At 71.4% G+C, this 16391-nt stretch carries 12 protein-coding genes, 1 tRNA gene and 1 pseudogene; 2 read left to right on the forward strand and 12 right to left on the reverse strand.

The window, feature by feature from the left end; all coding sequences use genetic code 11:
* Window positions 1-111: 111 nt before the first annotated feature.
* Window positions 112-1561: pseudogene (locus tag OG254_RS19240) on the reverse strand (MFS transporter).
* Window positions 1562-1749: 188 nt separating this feature from the next.
* Here OG254_RS19240 and OG254_RS19245 point away from each other — a divergent pair.
* Both OG254_RS19245 and OG254_RS19250 read left to right on the forward strand, forming a co-directional pair.
* A tRNA-Cys gene (locus OG254_RS19245) sits at window positions 1750-1821 on the forward strand.
* A 144-nt stretch (window positions 1822-1965) separates the two neighbouring features.
* On the forward strand, window positions 1966-3213 hold the full coding sequence (locus OG254_RS19250) for an LPXTG cell wall anchor domain-containing protein (protein WP_405583345.1): 1248 nt from the start codon (window positions 1966-1968) through the stop codon (window positions 3211-3213).
* A 63-nt stretch (window positions 3214-3276) separates the two neighbouring features.
* Here OG254_RS19250 and OG254_RS19255 read toward each other — a convergent pair whose 3' ends face one another.
* From OG254_RS19255 to OG254_RS19305, 11 genes are all read right to left on the reverse strand, one after another.
* Window positions 3277-3762 carry a GNAT family N-acetyltransferase gene (locus OG254_RS19255; protein ID WP_405583347.1) on the reverse strand — a complete coding sequence of 162 codons (486 nt, stop codon included), beginning with the start codon at window positions 3760-3762 and terminating at the stop codon, window positions 3277-3279.
* Between the two features lie 32 nt (window positions 3763-3794).
* Window positions 3795-4991 carry an SUKH-4 family immunity protein gene (locus tag OG254_RS19260; RefSeq protein ID WP_405583349.1) on the reverse strand — a complete coding sequence of 399 codons (1197 nt, stop codon included), beginning with the start codon at window positions 4989-4991 and terminating at the stop codon, window positions 3795-3797.
* A 376-nt stretch (window positions 4992-5367) separates the two neighbouring features.
* Window positions 5368-7677, reverse strand: a complete 2310-nt coding sequence (locus OG254_RS19265; protein WP_405583351.1) for a xanthine dehydrogenase family protein molybdopterin-binding subunit — start codon at window positions 7675-7677, stop codon at window positions 5368-5370.
* Window positions 7674-9353 (reverse strand): 2Fe-2S iron-sulfur cluster-binding protein, encoded by a 1680-nt coding sequence (locus OG254_RS19270; RefSeq protein ID WP_405583353.1) that lies wholly within the window; start codon window positions 9351-9353, stop codon window positions 7674-7676. Before OG254_RS19270 ends, OG254_RS19265 begins: the two co-directional genes overlap by 4 nt.
* Window positions 9350-10243, reverse strand: a complete 894-nt coding sequence (locus tag OG254_RS19275) for an FAD binding domain-containing protein (RefSeq protein ID WP_405583355.1) — start codon at window positions 10241-10243, stop codon at window positions 9350-9352. Before OG254_RS19275 ends, OG254_RS19270 begins: the two co-directional genes overlap by 4 nt.
* 237 nt (window positions 10244-10480) lie before the next feature.
* Window positions 10481-12106, reverse strand: coding sequence for a beta-N-acetylhexosaminidase (locus tag OG254_RS19280; RefSeq protein ID WP_405583357.1), 1626 nt, complete (start codon window positions 12104-12106; stop codon window positions 10481-10483).
* 1 nt (window position 12107) lies between these two features.
* Complete coding sequence (locus OG254_RS19285) at window positions 12108-12959, reverse strand: carbohydrate ABC transporter permease (protein ID WP_405583359.1); 852 nt, start codon at window positions 12957-12959, stop codon at window positions 12108-12110.
* A gap of 5 nt (window positions 12960-12964) precedes the next feature.
* Window positions 12965-13918, reverse strand: a complete 954-nt coding sequence (locus tag OG254_RS19290; RefSeq protein WP_405595075.1) for a carbohydrate ABC transporter permease — start codon at window positions 13916-13918, stop codon at window positions 12965-12967.
* 41 nt (window positions 13919-13959) lie between these two features.
* Complete coding sequence (locus OG254_RS19295; RefSeq protein ID WP_405583361.1) at window positions 13960-15252, reverse strand: extracellular solute-binding protein; 1293 nt, start codon at window positions 15250-15252, stop codon at window positions 13960-13962.
* A 205-nt stretch (window positions 15253-15457) separates the two neighbouring features.
* Complete coding sequence (locus OG254_RS19300; protein WP_030054422.1) at window positions 15458-15745, reverse strand: DUF3039 domain-containing protein; 288 nt, start codon at window positions 15743-15745, stop codon at window positions 15458-15460.
* A gap of 29 nt (window positions 15746-15774) precedes the next feature.
* Window positions 15775-16347 carry a YqgE/AlgH family protein gene (locus OG254_RS19305; RefSeq protein WP_351190194.1) on the reverse strand — a complete coding sequence of 191 codons (573 nt, stop codon included), beginning with the start codon at window positions 16345-16347 and terminating at the stop codon, window positions 15775-15777.
* Window positions 16348-16391: the final 44 nt, after the last annotated feature.

The raw sequence follows: 16391 nt of genomic DNA on the forward strand, positions 1-16391 counted from the left end.
TTTGAGGACGAGGCCCGTTCAGGGCCGAAGCGGGGGTCCGGGGGCGGCAGCCCCCGGGGACGGGAAGGGTAGGGGCGGCGGGGGCGAAGAAGACCCACCGCCCCCCACAACTCACCGCTCCCGCAACCGCGTCGTCACCCAGGCCCCCACCAACGCCACCCCCGCCATCGGCAGGAACACCACCGCGAACGCCACCGGATGCGAACCGGACGCCTCCATCGCCGTATGACTCACCGACCCCCCACCCAGCGCAGCGAACGCCGCACCACCCACCGCCAACAGGATCACGTTCGACAACGCGTCGGAGATCTGAAGGGCCGCGGAGTTGGTCCCGGCCTCCTCCGGAGCGGAGAGATGGAGCAGCAGCACGCTGGTGGACGAGATCACCAGCCCCATCCCGAAGCACCCGAACCCCCACGCCACGGCAAGGCTCCACACCGGCACGGAGTCGACCAGCACACTCGGCGCGGCGGCGATGGATGCCGCCACCAGCACCATCCCCAGCGTCATCAGCCGTTCCCGATACGGCTCCACCCGCGGCCGCGACTGCAGCCACGACCCCAACGCCCAGGTCACCCCACCCGCCGCGAGCGAGAACCCGGCGAGCGTCGGCGACAGCCCCCGCTGGGTGACCAGCATCAACGGCACGAACGACTCGGCCGCGATGAACGACCCCGCGGCCACCCCACGCAACAACACCACGGACGGCAGCCCACGCACCGCCCGATACGTCCCCCGCGGAAGCAGCCCCAGCACAGCCGGCACAAGAAGCGCGGCGCCGACGACACCGGGAACAAGCGAAAGCCACCGCAGGTCCTGCGCGGCGTACTGCAACAACCCCGCCCCGAGCGAGATACCGAGCGCGAGCCGAATGCGACGCCGGTCGAACGAAGCGACACGGGCGGAGTCGTCGACCGGTCCCCCCGCCCGCCGCCGTATCTGCGGCAGCGCGAGCGCGAGCGGGAACACGACGAGCACCGGAATCCCGACGAACACCCACCGCCAGCCCAGATGCTCGGTCACCGCCCCGGAGGCCAGCGGCCCCACGATCGACGGCACGACCCAGCCCGCCGCGAACGCCGCCATGATCGCCGGCCGCAGCCGCTCGGGGTAGGCCCGCCCGACGACCACGTACAGGGCGACGATCACCAGACCGCCGCCGAGCCCCTGCACGGCCCGCCCGAGAATGAACAGCCACATCGCCCCGGCGGTCCCGGCCAGCAGCAGCCCGGCCCCGAAGGAGGCGATGCCCGGCCGTGAGCGCGCCGAGCGGCCCCCGCCGGTCCGACCACTGCCCGGCGAGCACCATCCCGAACAGGCTGGTGGTGAAGTACCCCGAGAACGCGAAGGCGTACAGCGACACCCCGTCCAGCTCCCGCGCGGCAACCGGCATCGCCGTCCCGACGGCGGTCGCCTCGAAGGCGATGAGCAGCACGACGGAGACGATCCCGATACTGAGCGCCCGATACGACCTGCTCAGCACAGTCTCCTCGGACTCGGGGACCGAGGGCACATCGGATCTTTTCGCGACGTCGGCGTCACGCGGCTCGAGGACAGTCATGGTCGCCAGCGTAAGGGCCACAACCGACTTTGACCCCTGTCGAGAGACGGCCCCACGATGGGACCTTGGTCGTACGACCAGGGCTTCATGAACGGGCTTCATGAACGGCGTATGGCAGTCCCATTGCAGGGCGCGCGATTCCCTTGAGCCACGCTCGGCCCCGCCCGTACGGTCGAACCACCGATCAAGGCCGTGTGCCCGAGTGGTTCAGGGATTCGCCTGCAAAGCGAATTACGCGGGTTCGATTCCCGCCACGGCCTCTGTCTTTCCTCCTTGTCCCCACGCCCTCCCCTGTCCCTCCTCAAACAGGAGCACAACCCTCGACACCTTCCAGGTGTCCAGAACATGACTGGACGGCAAAGCTCCGGTCGCTGTGCTTCCTGTTTCGACGAGGAGACCCATCCGTGCGCCAGCGCATCCGCCCCTCGCACCTCCGCACGTCCGCGGCCTTCGTGGCCGCCGCCGCGATCGCCGCGGCCGTTCCCGCGGTCGCCGCCTCTCCGGCGTATGCCGAGGAGGGCGCACCCTCCCTGGTGATCTCGAATCTGCCGAGTACGTCTCCCAAGCCCGGCGAGGTGTACGACGAGAAGGTCGTCATCACCAACAACGGCACCGCGGCGGCCGACGGCGTCACCTTCCGGATCCGGCTGACCCGGGGCCTCGACTTCCCCGAGGACGTGCAGGGCTGCACCTACTCGACCGTCGAGAACCAGGTCAGGCAGGCGCTGTGCGAGCTCGACACCGTCGTCGAACCCGGCGCCTCCGTCGAGACGCCCGTGCGGTTCAAGGCGCTGCCCAACGCGCTGATGGAGGCCGTCGAGTACGGCACCTCGGCCACCGGCGAGACCCCGGGTGAGGGATTCGACGACAGCTACCGGCGGCTGACCCTGACCGCGGACAGCTCCGCCGACCTCGTCGCCGTCGGCGAGGACACGGAGGCCCTCGCGGGCGGCAAGCAGTCCATCACGGTGCAGCTCCGCAACGACGGCCCCGGCTGGATCCAGAACCAGGAGAGCGACGACCAGACGGCGCTCATGGTGCAGATCCCGAAGGACACGGTGGCCGCCGAAGTGCCCGAGGAGTGCGCGCCGTTCGGCATCGACGGACCGTCCGGCCCCGGCGGTACGCCGGGCAAGTCCAAGTACGTCTGCTGGCCCTCCGACCACACCATCGACGTCGGCGAGTCCCTCTCCTTCACCTTCATGCTGGAGATCGACGACGACGCGAAGACCACCACGGGCGAGGTGAAGGCGACCTCCGTCTACGACATCCACCCGGAGTTCGACAAGAACCCCGCCAACGACAAGGCCCAGATCCGGATCTCCATCCCCACCGACAACGAGCCCGGCCCCGCCACCTCCGGCGGCTCGACGGACGGCGGCTCCACCACGGGCGGCGACGGCAACGACCCCGAGGGCCAGTCCACCGGCGGCACCGGCAGCACGGGCTCCACGACCACGGGCGGCACCGGCTCCGCCTCGGCCGGCTCCTCGACGGGCGGCTCCACCACCGGCTCCGTCGACGGCAACCTGGCGAGCACCGGCTCCGACGGGACCCCGCTCATCGCCGGCGCCGCAGCCGCCGCGGCAGCCCTCGGCGGCGGCCTGCTCCTGGCCGTACGCCGCCGCCGCGCAACCGCCAAGTCCTCCTGAGACCGCCAGGTCCAAACTGACGCCCCTACCCCTGCGGCCGATCCGATCCGATCCGGTCCGGTCTCAGGGGTACGGCGTCGTCCGCGCCACATGCGCCTGCAGCAGCCGCGGCGAGCTCTCGAACCCCAGCCGGGCGTACGCCGGCACCGCCCGGTTCGAGGAGTGGACGGTGACCCGCTCCAGCCCGAGCTCCTCCGCCCTGGCCAGCGTTTCCGTGATCAGCCGGCCGCCCAGCCCCGCGTCACGCGCCTCCGGGACGACGTACACGCACTGAAGGTCCCCGGACGACCGGTCCGGCGCATGCGGCGTCGGTACGCGGTGGACGACCGCCAGCCAGGCCATGCCGATGACCTCCGCGCCCCGGACCAGGACCATGCAGCGGTGCGAGGAGGCGTGCTGCCCGGCCCAGGCGACGAAGTGACGTACGAAGGCCTCCCGGTCCATGGCCGCCGGTGCGGCGTCGTCGCCTTCGAGGATCCACCGCCACCGCAGCTCAGCGACGGCCGCCAACTCCCCTGGCTCGGCGGGGCGAACGGTGACGTGGTCCATACGGTGCTCCACAGGGGCGCCGTCCGTCGGGCTCACCGCCCCGCGCCCACCGCTTCGAGCGCCCCGCTCGCCTCGTCCTGGAACACCTCGGTCCAGTAGTGCCGGCCGCCCCTGCCCGCTCTGGTGCCGGTCGGGTCGACCGTCGACAGCACCTGGAGCATGGTCATGGCCAGCTGGTCGTAGGCGTCGCTGGTCAGCGCGTGGCCCGACTCCTGGTCGATCGTCTGCTCGCGGTGCAGCAGCCAGAGGGTGAAGGCGAGCGTCGAGACGTCCGTGTTCAGCGGGAACAGCCGCGCCTCGGACTCGCTCCAGTTCAGCACCGCGCCCGTCTCGCCGTCGACGACCAGGCTGTTGTCCTCGACGAGATGGCCCAGGCGTATCAAGTGGGCGGCCCGGGCGGGGAGTTCGGCCGAGGGGTCGGCTTCGGCGTAGTACTCGGCCAGCGTCGGCAGCGAGACGTCCGGGTCGAGGGAGAACAGGAAGCCGTCCTCGGGCAGGCCCACCTCGCGCAGGAAGCGGCGGGTCGGCTCGTGCGTGAGGGTGCCGGGGAAGTCGACGTCCTCGAAGCGCACCACCTGGCGCCGGCCGAACTCCTGGTCCAGCAGGCGCGACGGCAGGTCCAGGGCGAGCCCGGACTCCCCGGCCCGGCCCGCGACGAGCGCCAACGGCCGGATGAGCGCCGCCATTCTCCAGAACGGCGCCGGTTCGCCCTCCGTGCCCTCCTCGAACACGGCCAGCAGATGCCGCGACGCCTCCGCGACCGCCTTCGGGCCGTACCGTCCGACGTAGGAGGCGAACTGGCCGCGCAGGCCCGCCAGTTCGTCCGTCGCCCCCGCGAAGCGCACCAGCGTCCGCAGGGACGGCGCCAGGGGGCGGCGGTCCATCAGGTCGGGGCGGTCGTGCAGGAAATGCGTCGTCGAGATCTCGCCCGTCGCTCCGTCCAGCAGGACCGATTCCGTCTCCAGGCCGCCGGGCCCCAGCAGTCCGCCTATCACCAGCTGGTCCCTGAGCTCCGTCGCGAGCCGGTCCTGCGGGTCACCGGTCGAGTCCGCCACCGTCCGCAGGCCGTCGCGGCCGAGCTCGGCGAAGGTCAGCACACCGCTGTCGCCGGGCAGTCCGGGGCCCGTCAGCCAGCTTCGCGTCGACGCGTGCGTGACGAACGGATCCAGCTCGGACTCGGTCAGGACGATCGCCGTATCACCGGCGTGAGTCGTGGTCGTCGTGCTCATGGCTCCCCCGCATGCGCTTTCACATCGCCCCCGGGCACGACACGGCCGACCGGCCGGCCCGCCGGACGCCGCTGCCGTCCCCACTGCCCAGAACACTACGCGCCACCACTGACAACGCCCCCGGACCAGCACGCCCACTGATAGCGCTTCACATCACTAGACGCTCAGCCCACCCTCGAACGTTCCCTCCCGGCACGAATCACCTCGACCGACCCTGCGTCACGTTGTCGGCCGGCCGGTTCAGGAACTCCACGACGTCCCGGACACTCCCCCGCTCGGCGACGCTTCGACCACGACCCGTCGTCCTGTTGAAAGGCCGCCTCCGCCACCCCGCACTGACCCACGCGTCACCGCACCGGCACGCGTGGGAGTGCGATCAGTGGCCGGTCACCACCGCCGCCTGCGGCCGGATCGGCAGCCGGTTCACGGGACGGCCGGTCGCCGCGCGCACGGCCGACGCGATGGCCGCCGGTGACGTCACCACCGGCACCGCGCTCACCGCCTTCGCGCCGAAGGGCGCGACGACGTCCCGCTCCTCGACCAGCTTCACGATCCGGATGTCGGGGGCGTCCAGGGCCGTCGGCAGGGAGTAGCCCGTCAGGTCGGGGTGGCGGATCAGGCCGCGTGCCGAGCGCAGGTTCTCCGTGAGCGCTATGCCCACGCCCTGCGTCACACCCGCCTCGATACGTGCCTCCAGCTGCGCCGGGTTCAGCACCCGGCCGACGTCCTGGGCGAGGGCCAGCTCGACCACGCGCACCGAGCCCAGCTCGATGTCGACGTCGACGACCGCGCGGATCGCGCAGAAGGACATGCCCACGAAGGCGTCGCCCTGGCCGGCGTCGTTCAGCGGCTCGGTCGGGTGCGGGCGGCACTGGGCCGTCGCCCACAGCTCCTTGCCGTCCAACGCCTCCGTGACGGTGGTCGACAGGACACCGTCGTACGACGTGATCTTGCCGTCGGTGATCTGGAGCAGCTCGGTGGACATGCCGAACTTGTGCGCCAGGGGCTGGAGCAGCTGCGTACGGACCATCTTGGCGGCCCGCTCCACCGCACCGCCGGACACCCAGGTGTGGCGGCCGCGGCAGCCCGCGCCCGCCGGGGGCTGGTCGGTGTCGACGGGCGCCACGTGCACCTCGTCGATGCCCAGGGTGTCCTGGACGATCTGCCGGGCGAGCGTGGTGAAGCCCTGGCCGGTCTCGACGGCCGCGCACAGCACGGTCGCGATCCCGTCGTGGACCTTCACGGTCGCCGTGGAGACCTCGTCCGCCCCCTCGGCGCCGAGCATGTGCACCATGCCCAGGCCGTAGCCCACGCCACGCCGTACGGCGCCCGGTTCGCCGGCGCCCTCGGGGCCGCCGGGCAGCAGCCACTCGTCCTCGGGGGTGTCCTTGGGCAGGGCCGGGAGGGGGTAGTCGCGGACGGCCTGCAACAGCTCCGCCACCGGAGCCGGGCAGGTCACCGTCTGGCCGGTCGGCAGGACGTCACCCGTGGCCAGCGCGTTGCGCAGGCGCAGCTCCGCCGGGTCCACGCCGAGCTTCTTGGCGAGCTTGTCCATCTGCGCCTCGTAGGCGGCGCACACCTGCATGGCGCCCTCGCCGCGTACATGGCCGGAGGGCGGGTTGTTGGTGCGTACGGCCCAGCCCTCGATGAAGGCGTTCGGGACGACGTACGGGCCGCAGGCGAAGCCGACCGCGGCGGCGAGGGCCTCGGCGGACGTGTCGGCGTAGGCGCCGGCGTCCAGCAGGATCTGCGCCTCGACCTTGACCAGCTTGCCCTCGGCGTCCGCGTGGTGGCGGTAGCGCAGCAGGGTCGGGTGCCGGTGGGTGTGGCCGAGGAAGGACTCCTCGCGCGTGGCCGTCAGCTTCACCGGGCAGCCGGTCTTCAGCGCGAGCAGGCCGAGCGGGAGTTGGAAGCCCTGGTCCTCGCGGTCGGCGGTGGCGCCGGGGACGCCGGTGACGACGACCTTGACGCGCTCGGGCTCCAGGCCGTAGCAGGCGGCTGCCCGGTCGCGGTCGGTGTGCGGGTCGGTCGAGGCCAGGTAGAGCTCCACGCCGCCGTCGGGGCGCGGCACGGCGAGGCCCGCCTCGGCGCCGATGGGGGCCGGGTCCTGGCGGCCGATGCGGTACAGGCCCTCGACGACGATGTCGCCGGCCGCGTCCGGGTCGCCGTGGCGCAGCGGGATGTGCCGGATCAGGTTGCCGTCGGGGTGCAGCGGCTCGGCCTCGAAGGCCTGCTCGGGGTCGGTCACCGGGTCGAGCGTCTCGTACTCGACGATGACGGCCGCGGCGGCCAGGCGTGCGGTGTCCGGGTGGTCGGCGGCGACGGCGGCGATGGGTTCGCCGTGGTGGCGCACGACCTCGGAGGCGAAGACCGGGCGGTCGGCCTTGCCGCGGCCGAACAGCGGGCTGCCGGGCACGTCCTCGTGCGTGACGACGGCCCGTACTCCGGGCATCTCCCGCGCGTGGGTGGTGTCGATGGACTTGATGCGCGCGTGCGGGTGCGGCGAGCGCAGTACGGCCGCCCACAGCAGGCCCTCGGCCCACAGATCGGCCGCGTACGGGAACGTGCCCTCGGTCTTGGCGCGGGCGTCGGCGGCCGGAAGGGACGCGCCGAGGCCGTGCGGGATCGGCTCGGGGGCGGGTGCTGCCTCCGCGGCTGTGGTCGCGGTGGCGGCTTCGTTGCTCACGCCTGGCCTCCGTCCTGGCCGTAACCCTGGTCATGCGGTCCCATGGCACCGGGGGCCTCGAACGCCGAGCGGTGGATCCCGCCGGCTCCCGGGCCTGCCTGGTGAGGGATACGCGGCTCGTCCCCGTCCTGTTCGCCGTCGTCGGCGCCGGTGTACGCCTCGCGCTCGGCGACGACCTCCTTGACGGCCTCCACCACGCCCCGGTAGCCGGAGCAGCGGCACAGGTTGCCGCACAGGGCCTGGCGGGTCTCCAGCTCGGTCGGCGCCGGGTTGCCCTCCAGCAGGTCGTGCACGGTCATCGCCATGCCCGGCACGCAGAAGCCGCACTGCACTGCGCCGCATCGCGCGAGCGCGCGCTGCACGTCCGAGGGCTGCCCGTCCTCGGCGAGGCCCTCGACCGTACGGACCTCGGCGCCGGCCGCGGTCACGGCCGGCACCAGGCAGGACGCGACGAGCCGTCCGTCGACCTGGACGTTGCAGGCCCCGCACTCGCCCTGCGAGCAGCCGTCCTTGGCGCCCGCGAGGCCGAGCCGCTCGCGCAGCACGTAGAGCAGCGACTCGCCGATCCAGGCGTCCGAGACGGGCCGGTCGGCGCCGTTGACGCGCAGGACGTAGGAGGCCAGGGGGTGTTCCTCGCCGGAGGGTGGCGGCGCGTCGTCGTCGGCGCCGGCCCGCTCGGGCTCCTCGGCTCCGGCGTCGGCCTGCCCGCGCTCGGCGGCGGGTGCCGCGGGGCCCTGGGCGGCCTCTGTGGCGCCTTGGACGTCCGCGGAGTCCCTTGCGGGCTCACGGGTCCCGGGAGCGGCCTGTGCGGCCCCTGAAGCGCTTTCGGTGGAGTCCTCGACGGACGGCTCGGCGTGCTCCGGGGCGAACGCGGGCCGCTGCACGCGCGCGTGGGCTTCCGGGCCGCGCGCCGCGGACGGGTCCCCGTCCCGGCCGAACCCGGGCCGGGCTCCGGCGGGCCGTTCGCCGGCGCGTGCGGCGTGCGGGTCGTCCGCGTGAGGTCCGGCCTGTCCCGGGCGTCCGGGAACGTGCCCGGCACCCGCGGGCCGCCCGGGCGCGGGCGCGGTGGCGGGCGCCTCGCCGGCTGCCGCCGCGGCCTCCGCCTGCTGCCCCCAGGGCTGTCCGGTCGGCTGGGTCGCCCACGGCGCGGGCGCGCCGCCCGGCAGGGTGGTCGGCGGGGTGCCGCCCCACTGCTCGACGAGCGACGACGTGGTGAACTCGCCGGATTCGTCCGGAAGGTCACCGTCGGCGACGGGGATCGACCACTGCCCGGTGACGTCGTGACCGGGCGTGGCGGCGTCCTGGCCCGCCGCGGTCTCCGAGAAGTTCCACTGCTGGGTGGCCCCGGGGTTGTACGCGAACCGGTCGCCGCCCGCGCCCTGCGCGGCGGCGTTCGGGTCGGGCCACTGGGTGCCCTCGGCGGGCGCGCCCGCGGCCGGCCAGCCGCCGGGTGCCGCGGGGTCGGTGCCCGCGCCCGGCGTGACCGTTATCTGCGGCGGGACGTACCCGTGGCCGGGCGCGGCGAGCGGGCTGTCGGATGAGGCCAGGAGGGCGTCGATGCCCCCTTCGGGGAGCTTGACGAAGGCGGTGGCGCCGTCGTCGTACTCGCCCTGGGGCAGCGGGTCCCAGCGGCCCGCGCCCTGGGGCGTGCCCTCTCCGTGCCGGTCGTCGGTCACGACAGCGCCCTCCCCAGTGCTCGTCGGGCCAGCGCGGCGACGGTGCGCCGCAGGTGCAGTACGGCGGGCGGATGCTGGGTCACGGACCCGTCCTCGGCCGGGGCCGGGTCGGGGATGCAGGCCGCGGCGACGTACTCCCCGAAGGCGTTGAGCGCCTCGGGGACGATCGCGCGGCTGTTGTCCCAGTCGATCAGCTGGGCGACCCACTGCTCGGCCTCCAGGGGCCGCAGCGGCATCGGCGCTATGGCGCCGACGGCGCACCTGACTCCGCGCCGGGCGGGGTCGAGCACGACCGCGACGGACGCCATCGCGCGTCCCGGGCCGGTGCGGCCGGTGGCCTTGAGGAAGACCTGCGGGGCGTGCAGCAGCGGCACGCGCACGAAGCCGATGAGTTCACCGGGGCGCAGCATCTCCATGCCCGCCAGCAGGTGCGAGACCGGGATCTCCCTGCGGGCTCCGCCGGGGCCCGCGACGATCAGGGTCGCTTCGAGGGCGGCGAGGACCGGCAGCGCGTCACCGGTCGGGGACGCCGAGGCGATGTTGCCGCCGAGGGTGCCCGCGTTACGGATCTGCGGCGGGCCCGCGGCGCGTGCCGAGGCGGCCAGCGCCGGGATGAGGGCCGCGAAGTCGGGGCGGCCCATGCGCGCATGCGTGAGGCCGGCGCCGAGCAGCGCGTGGCCGTCCTGGTACTGCCAGCCGCGGATCTCGCTGATCCGGCCGAGACCGACCAGTGCGGCGGGCCTGAGCTGCCCGGAGTTGACGGCGGCCATGAGGTCGGTGCCGCCCGCGACGGGCACGGCGGCGGGCATGGTCGCGAGTGCCGCCACGGCCTCGTCCAGCGTCGTGGGCAGCGTGACGGCCTGCGCCGCCTGCGGTGCGTGCGTGGTCAAACCGGCTGCCCCTTCCCGCTGCCCCACCTGGTCCCACCTGTTGCTGCCGTACGGTACGTGCTGACAGGGCGGACGTGGCAACTCTGGCACATCTTCGCAGGGCACGAAGACAGGGGTCCGCTAGGCGGCATTCGCCCACCTGATCAGGGAGATGGTCCGTTTTCGCACGGCATCACCCGGCATCACCAGTGCGTACCGATTGACACTCTTCGGTGACCCCTTGCCGGTTTTTTTCCATTATCTGTTCGGGGGCGGCCCGTCGATCGGCCGGCCGAGCACTCCGGGGCGCCGCTGCCAGGGCCGCGGTCCCGTCGGTGGCCGGTAGGCGACCCCGAGGGCGTCAAGTCGCCCGTAGTGGGCGGCCAGTCGGCGTTCGAAGTCGGCGAAGTCCCGCCGCTCCGGGGCAGGCAGGCCGCTCCAGGCCACCTCGGCGAAGGCGGCGAGGCGCGGAAAGGTCTGGTAGTCCACGCGTGCCGGGTCCTCCATCACCTCGGTCCACACGTTGGCCTGCGCACCGAGCACGTGCCGGGCCTCGTCCGGCGTCAACTCCGGGGGCACCGGCTCGAACCGATAGACGTCCTCCAGGGTGCGCACATAGCCGATCGGCACCGGCTCGTCGGCGCCCGCGTCCTGACGGTGGTCCAGGTACACCTGCTGCTCGGGGCACATGACGACGTCGTGGCCCGCGCGGGCCGCCGCGATACCGCCCGCATACCCGCGCCAGGACGACACCGCCGCGCCTTTCGCGAGACCGCCCTCCAGAATCTCGTCCCAGCCGATGAGCCGGCGCCCGCGCGCGGAGAGCCAGCTGTCGAAGTGGCCGATGAACCACGCCTGGAGCTCGTCCTCGTCCTTCAGCCCGAGTTCCCTGATGCGCGCCTGCGCGGTCGGCGACTGCCGCCACTGGTCCTTGGGGCATTCGTCGCCCCCGACGTGAATGAACTCCGACGGGAACAGCTCCAGGACTTCCTCGAACACCCCCTCGTAGAAGCGCAGGGTGTTGTCAGTGGGGGCGAGTACGTTCGGATTGATCCCCCAGGTGTCCCAGACGGAGAGCGCGGAGGTGTCGATGACGTCGGTGTTGCCGAGTTCCGGGTACGCGGCGATGGCGGCCTGCGAGTGTCCCGGTACGTCGATTTCCGGGACGACGGTGATATGCCGCTCGGCGGCGTACGCGACGATCTCGCGGATGTCGTCCTGGGTGTAGTGACCACCGTGCGGCTTCTCCTCCCACAGCGGGGAGGCACGATGGCCGAATTTCGTGCGCGCCCGCCAGGAGCCGGCCTCGGTGAGCCGGGGGTACTTCCTGATCTCGACGCGCCAGCCCTGGTCGTCCGTCAGATGGAAGTGGAAGACGTTCAGTTTGTGGGCGGCCAGCAGGTCGAGGTAGCGCAGGACACCGTCCTTGGGCATGAAGTGCCGGGCCACGTCGAGCATGAGGCCGCGCCAGCGGAATCGGGGGGCGTCCTCGATCGTCACGTGCGGTACGGCCCAGGTGCGGTCGCGGCCGATCGGGGCGCTGCGGTACGCGTCGGGGCCGAGGAGCTGACGCAGGGTCTGGGCGCCCCAGAAGACACCGGCCGCGCTGCCGCCCTCGATCAGGACGCCGGTCGAGCCGCTGACGAGGCGATATTCCTCGGGGCGCAGCCCGGGGTCGAGCCGGAGCCCGATGCCGTCGCCGTCGGTGTCGTCGAGTTCCCACCCCTCGCGCAGGGGCAGCCCGGTGGCCTGGCGCAGCACGGCGCTCAGCCAGTGACCGACCCTCTCCGTCTCCGGGCCGGCATAGATCTGGGAGTACGCCGTCAGCCTGACCTCGCCGGAATCGGCGACGACAGCGCGGGGCATCGGAATCAGTTCAGTCACGTCAGTCCTTTACCGCTCCGCCCAGCCCCGACACCAGCCGTCGCTGCACGAGCACGAAGAAGATCAGTACCGGAATCGTCATCACCGTCGAGGCCGCCATCACCCCGCCCCAGTCCGGCTCGTCCGGCTTGTAGAAGACGAGCAGGGCCATCGGCAGGGTGGACTGCGAAGTGTCGCTGATGATGAAGGACTTGGCGAAGAGGAAGTCGTTCCAGGCGGAGATGAAGGAGAAAACGCTGGTGGCCACGAGCCCGGGGAAGACCAGCGGGAAAAGGATCTGCCACAGGAATCGCGACCGGCTCGCCCCGTCGATGTAGGCGGCCTCCTCCAGAGCCTCCGGGACGGCCTTCACAAACCCCCGCAGCATCCAGATCGCGAACGGCAGCGAGAAGGCGATGTGCGGCAGGATCAGCGAGCCGAGCGTGTTCAGTTGGCCGAAGTCCCGCATGAGGAAGAACAGGGGGATGGTGAGGGCCTCCACCGGCACCATCTGGGCCACCAGAAACATGATCAGCAAGGTGGTCCGGAAGCGGAACCGGAATCGTGTCACCGCGGTCGCCGCGAGAAACGCGATCAGCGCGGAGGCGATCACCACGGTGCACGCGACGACGAGGCTGTTGACGAAGTAACGGCCGAATTGGTTCTGCTCGAAGACCCGCCGGAAGGAATCCAGGGAAGGGTCCAGCGTCCACGGCCGCGGCTCGCTCGACTCGATCTCCCCGGCCGGTTTGAAGGCGCTGAGCACCATCCAGTACAGCGGAAAGGCCACCACCACGGCGATCAGCAGCGCGGACGCCTCGGCGAGCAGCCGCCAGGGCCGCCGTATGAAACCCAGGGAACCCGCGGAACGCACGGAACTCACAGCTCCTCCCCTTGCCTGCGCAGCAACCGCAGATAGACCAGCGTGACCGCCAGCAGGATCAGCAGCATCACCACGCCGATCGCCGAACCCAGGCTGTACTGCGAGGACGCGAACGCCTTCTGGTAGGCGTACACGTTCAGCACGAGGTTCTGACCGGCGATGCCGCCGCCGTTCGTCATCACATAGATCTGGGTGAACACCTTGAAGTCCCAGATGACCGACTGGATGGTGACGACCACCAGGATCGGCCGCAGCATCGGCGCCAGCACCGACCGCCAGATCCGCCACTGCGAGGCACCGTCCAGCTCGGCGGCCTCCAGCACCTCGGCCGGGACGGCGCGAATGCCGGCGTACACCGTCACCATCACGAACGGGAAGGAGCACCACACCACTTCGAGCAGCACGAGGAGGAAGGCGCTGAGCCGCCCGTACGTCCACGAGTGGTCGCCGAGCCCCAGCACCCGGTTCACCGGCCCGAAGTCAGGGTCGAACAGGAGCAGCCACACCGTCGACCCGGTGATGGCGGGCGTCGCCCACGCCCCGAGCGCGGCCAGCATCAACGCCAGCCGTGGCACGGCACGCACCCGCGTGAGCAGCACGGCGAGCGCACACCCGACGGCCAGCGTCGACACGACACACGCCGCCGCGAAGACGACGGTGGCCAGCAGCACCTGCCAGAACTGAGGGTCCGAGAACAGCTCCGAGTAGTTCCCGAGCCCCTCGAAGGTCGTCGGCTCCCCGCCACTGACCTGCGCCTGGGTGTACTGCAGGAACGAGATCAGCCCGAGCTGATAGATGGGGTAGACGAGCAGCCCACCGAGGACGACGAGGGCGGGGGCGAGATAGAGCCAGGGTGTCTTCTGACTCCGCCCACGAGGACCCCGGTAGGGGCGCGGGGCTGTGTTGAATTTGCGGCTACCGCCGCGTGAGCGCGAGAAACCACGATCCACCCGCACCCGCCGACGCTCCACAACCCCCGAGCTACTGGGCGTCACCCGACAGAGCCGAACGCGTCGTCCATCTTCTTCGCCGCATCCCCCGAAGCCCCGGCGACATCCTTCTTACCGCTGATGACCTCCTGGAACATCGTCGGCAGCACCGTCGCCGCGTCGATCTCCGACCACGCCGGCGACGCGGGCACGAACTTCGTCCCCGACCCCAGCGTCTCGACGAACGGCTCCACAAAGGGCTCCTCCTTCGCGGCAGCGTCCCGCACGTCCCCGAAGGTCGGCAGGAAGCCCATCGCCTCGAACATCGACGCCTGCGTCTTCTTCGAGGTGAGCTGCTCCATCAGATCGACGGCCAGCGTCCGGTGCGACGTGCTCTTCAGAACGCCGATGTTGTTGCCCCCGGCGAACGCCGGCGCGATGGACCCGGCCTTCACCCCCGGCAGCGGCACGACCGCGTACTTGCCCTTCACCTTCCCGGCCTCCACGGCCGCGTGGCTGAAGTCGCCGCCGATCGCCATGCCCGCCTTGCCGGCCGCGAACGCGGTGACCGTGTCGTTGCCGCCCATGCCCGCGCACTTGGCGGCGGGACAGTTGTCGTCGGAGAAGAGGGACGTGTACTCCTTGATGCCCTTCTGGGCGTCCGTGCTGTCGATCGCCGAGGCGTACGAGCCGCCCTTGCCCGTGGCGAGCTCACCGCCGTTGGCCCACACGAACGGCATCGCGCCGTAGGTGTACGCACCGCCCACCACCAGCCCGTACAGCTCGGGCTCGGCGGCGCGGATCTTGCGGGCCGTCGTCGCCAACTCGGTCATCGTCTTCGGCACTTCGAGGCCGAGTCGCTCGAAGACGTCCGTGCGGTAGTACAGGGCGCGGACACCGACGTAGAAGGGCGCGCCGTAGATCTTGCCGTCCACGGTGACGGACTGCTTGGCGGTGGGGTCGGTGTCCTTCGCCTCGCTCCAGTCGCCGAACTCCTGCGTGACGTCGAGGAGTCCGCCGTCCTTCACATAGCCGGCGGTGTCGGTGTTGCCGTACTCCATGACGTCGGGGGCGGACTTCGGGTCGTTGAAGGCGGCCTTGACGCGCTGGGCGCGGGTCTCGATCGGTATGTACTCGACCTCGACCTTGGCGCCCTTGTGCTCCTTCTCGAAGGCGTTGACGACGGAGTCGACGACCTTCTCCTTCGGCTTGTTGCCGACCTCCTGGAAGAGCCACACCCGCAGGGTGCCGGTCTTCTCGTCCTTGTCGGAGGAGGAGTTGTCGGAAGTCTGGGGGGCGCAGGCAGTGACGACCAGGGCCGCGAGCAGGAGAGCGAGGGGTGGGGACAGCTTCATGGAGTGATCCTCCGGGAGTGCGTTGCAACATATGCAATGACTGTTTCGCGCTGCACAACGGAGGCTATGGAGTACATGAACATGCCGACAAGAGGTCTCAACCACTTCGTGACACAACAAGGCCCCCGGGGCGCACTGGAACGCGCCCCGGGGGCCTCGAAAAGAACCTCAGGCCACTCGAAAGAACCTCAGGCCAAAGGCAGGGCTACTTCTTGTCGCCGCCCTTGCCCTTGTCGTCGCCGCCGGCGCCCATGGACTCGTAGATCTCCTTGCACATGGGGCACACGGGGTACTTCTTCGGGTCGCGGCCGGGCACCCAGACCTTGCCGCAGAGCGCCACGACGGGGGTGCCGTCGAGGGCGCTCGCCATGATCTTGTCCTTCTGGACGTAGTGCGCGAAGCGCTCGTGATCGCCGTCGCCGTGGGAAGTCTGCGGCGTGGGCTCGACGAGGGTCCCCGTACCAGTCCCGCGCTCGGGCTCGAGAGTGCTCATACCGCCAAGAGTACTGAAGCTCACATGCATCAGTTGAGCGACGGGTCGTCCGGATACGTGGCCACCATCGCGAGCTCGTTGCGCTGGCGCCGCAGCACCGAGCGCCAGAGTCTTTCCGGGGACGGCGAGGACACATCACCCGGTTCGGACTCCACGACGTACCAGGCGCCCTCCACCAGCTCGTCCTCCAGCTGGCCGGGGCCCCAGCCGGCGTACCCGGCGAAGATGCGCAGACTGCCGACGGCCGAGGCGAGCAGCTCCGGCGGGGCCTCCAGGTCCACGAGCCCGATCGCGCCGTGCACCCGGCGCCAGCCCAGCGGGGCGCTCTCGCCGTTCGCGTCGCCGGGGATGACCGCGACGCCGAGCGCCGAGTCCAGCGACACCGGACCGCCCTGGAAGACGACGCCGGGCTCGCCGGCCAGTTCCGCCCAGCCCTCCAGGATGTCGCCCACGTCCACGGGGGTCGGACGATTGAGGACCACACCGAGGGAGCCCTCCTCGTCGTGGTCGAGAAGGAGCACCACCGCGCGGTCGAAGTTCGGGTCCGCCAGGGCGGGCGTTGCCACGAGCAACCGCCCTGTGAGCGAGGACACCTCGGTCATGCCAGACATGATCCCGCATCTTCCCTCCATGTGGGGAGGCAATG

Source organism: Streptomyces sp. NBC_01092 (assembly GCF_045039535.1).
Classification (GTDB): Bacteria; Actinomycetota; Actinomycetes; order Streptomycetales; family Streptomycetaceae; genus Streptomyces.

Bases quoted from the DNA above. Each gene is read 5' to 3' on its own strand.
- OG254_RS19255 (WP_405583347.1), bottom strand. From the start codon at position 3,762: ATGGACCACGTCACCGTTCGCCCCGCCGAGCCAGGGGAGTTGGCGGCC.
- OG254_RS19260 (WP_405583349.1), bottom strand. From the start codon at position 4,991: ATGAGCACGACGACCACGACTCACGCCGGTGATACGGCGATCGTCCTG.
- OG254_RS19295 (WP_405583361.1), bottom strand. From the start codon at position 15,252: ATGAAGCTGTCCCCACCCCTCGCTCTCCTGCTCGCGGCCCTGGTCGTC.
- OG254_RS19300 (WP_030054422.1), bottom strand. From the start codon at position 15,745: ATGAGCACTCTCGAGCCCGAGCGCGGGACTGGTACGGGGACCCTCGTC.
- OG254_RS19305 (WP_351190194.1), bottom strand. From the start codon at position 16,347: ATGACCGAGGTGTCCTCGCTCACAGGGCGGTTGCTCGTGGCAACGCCC.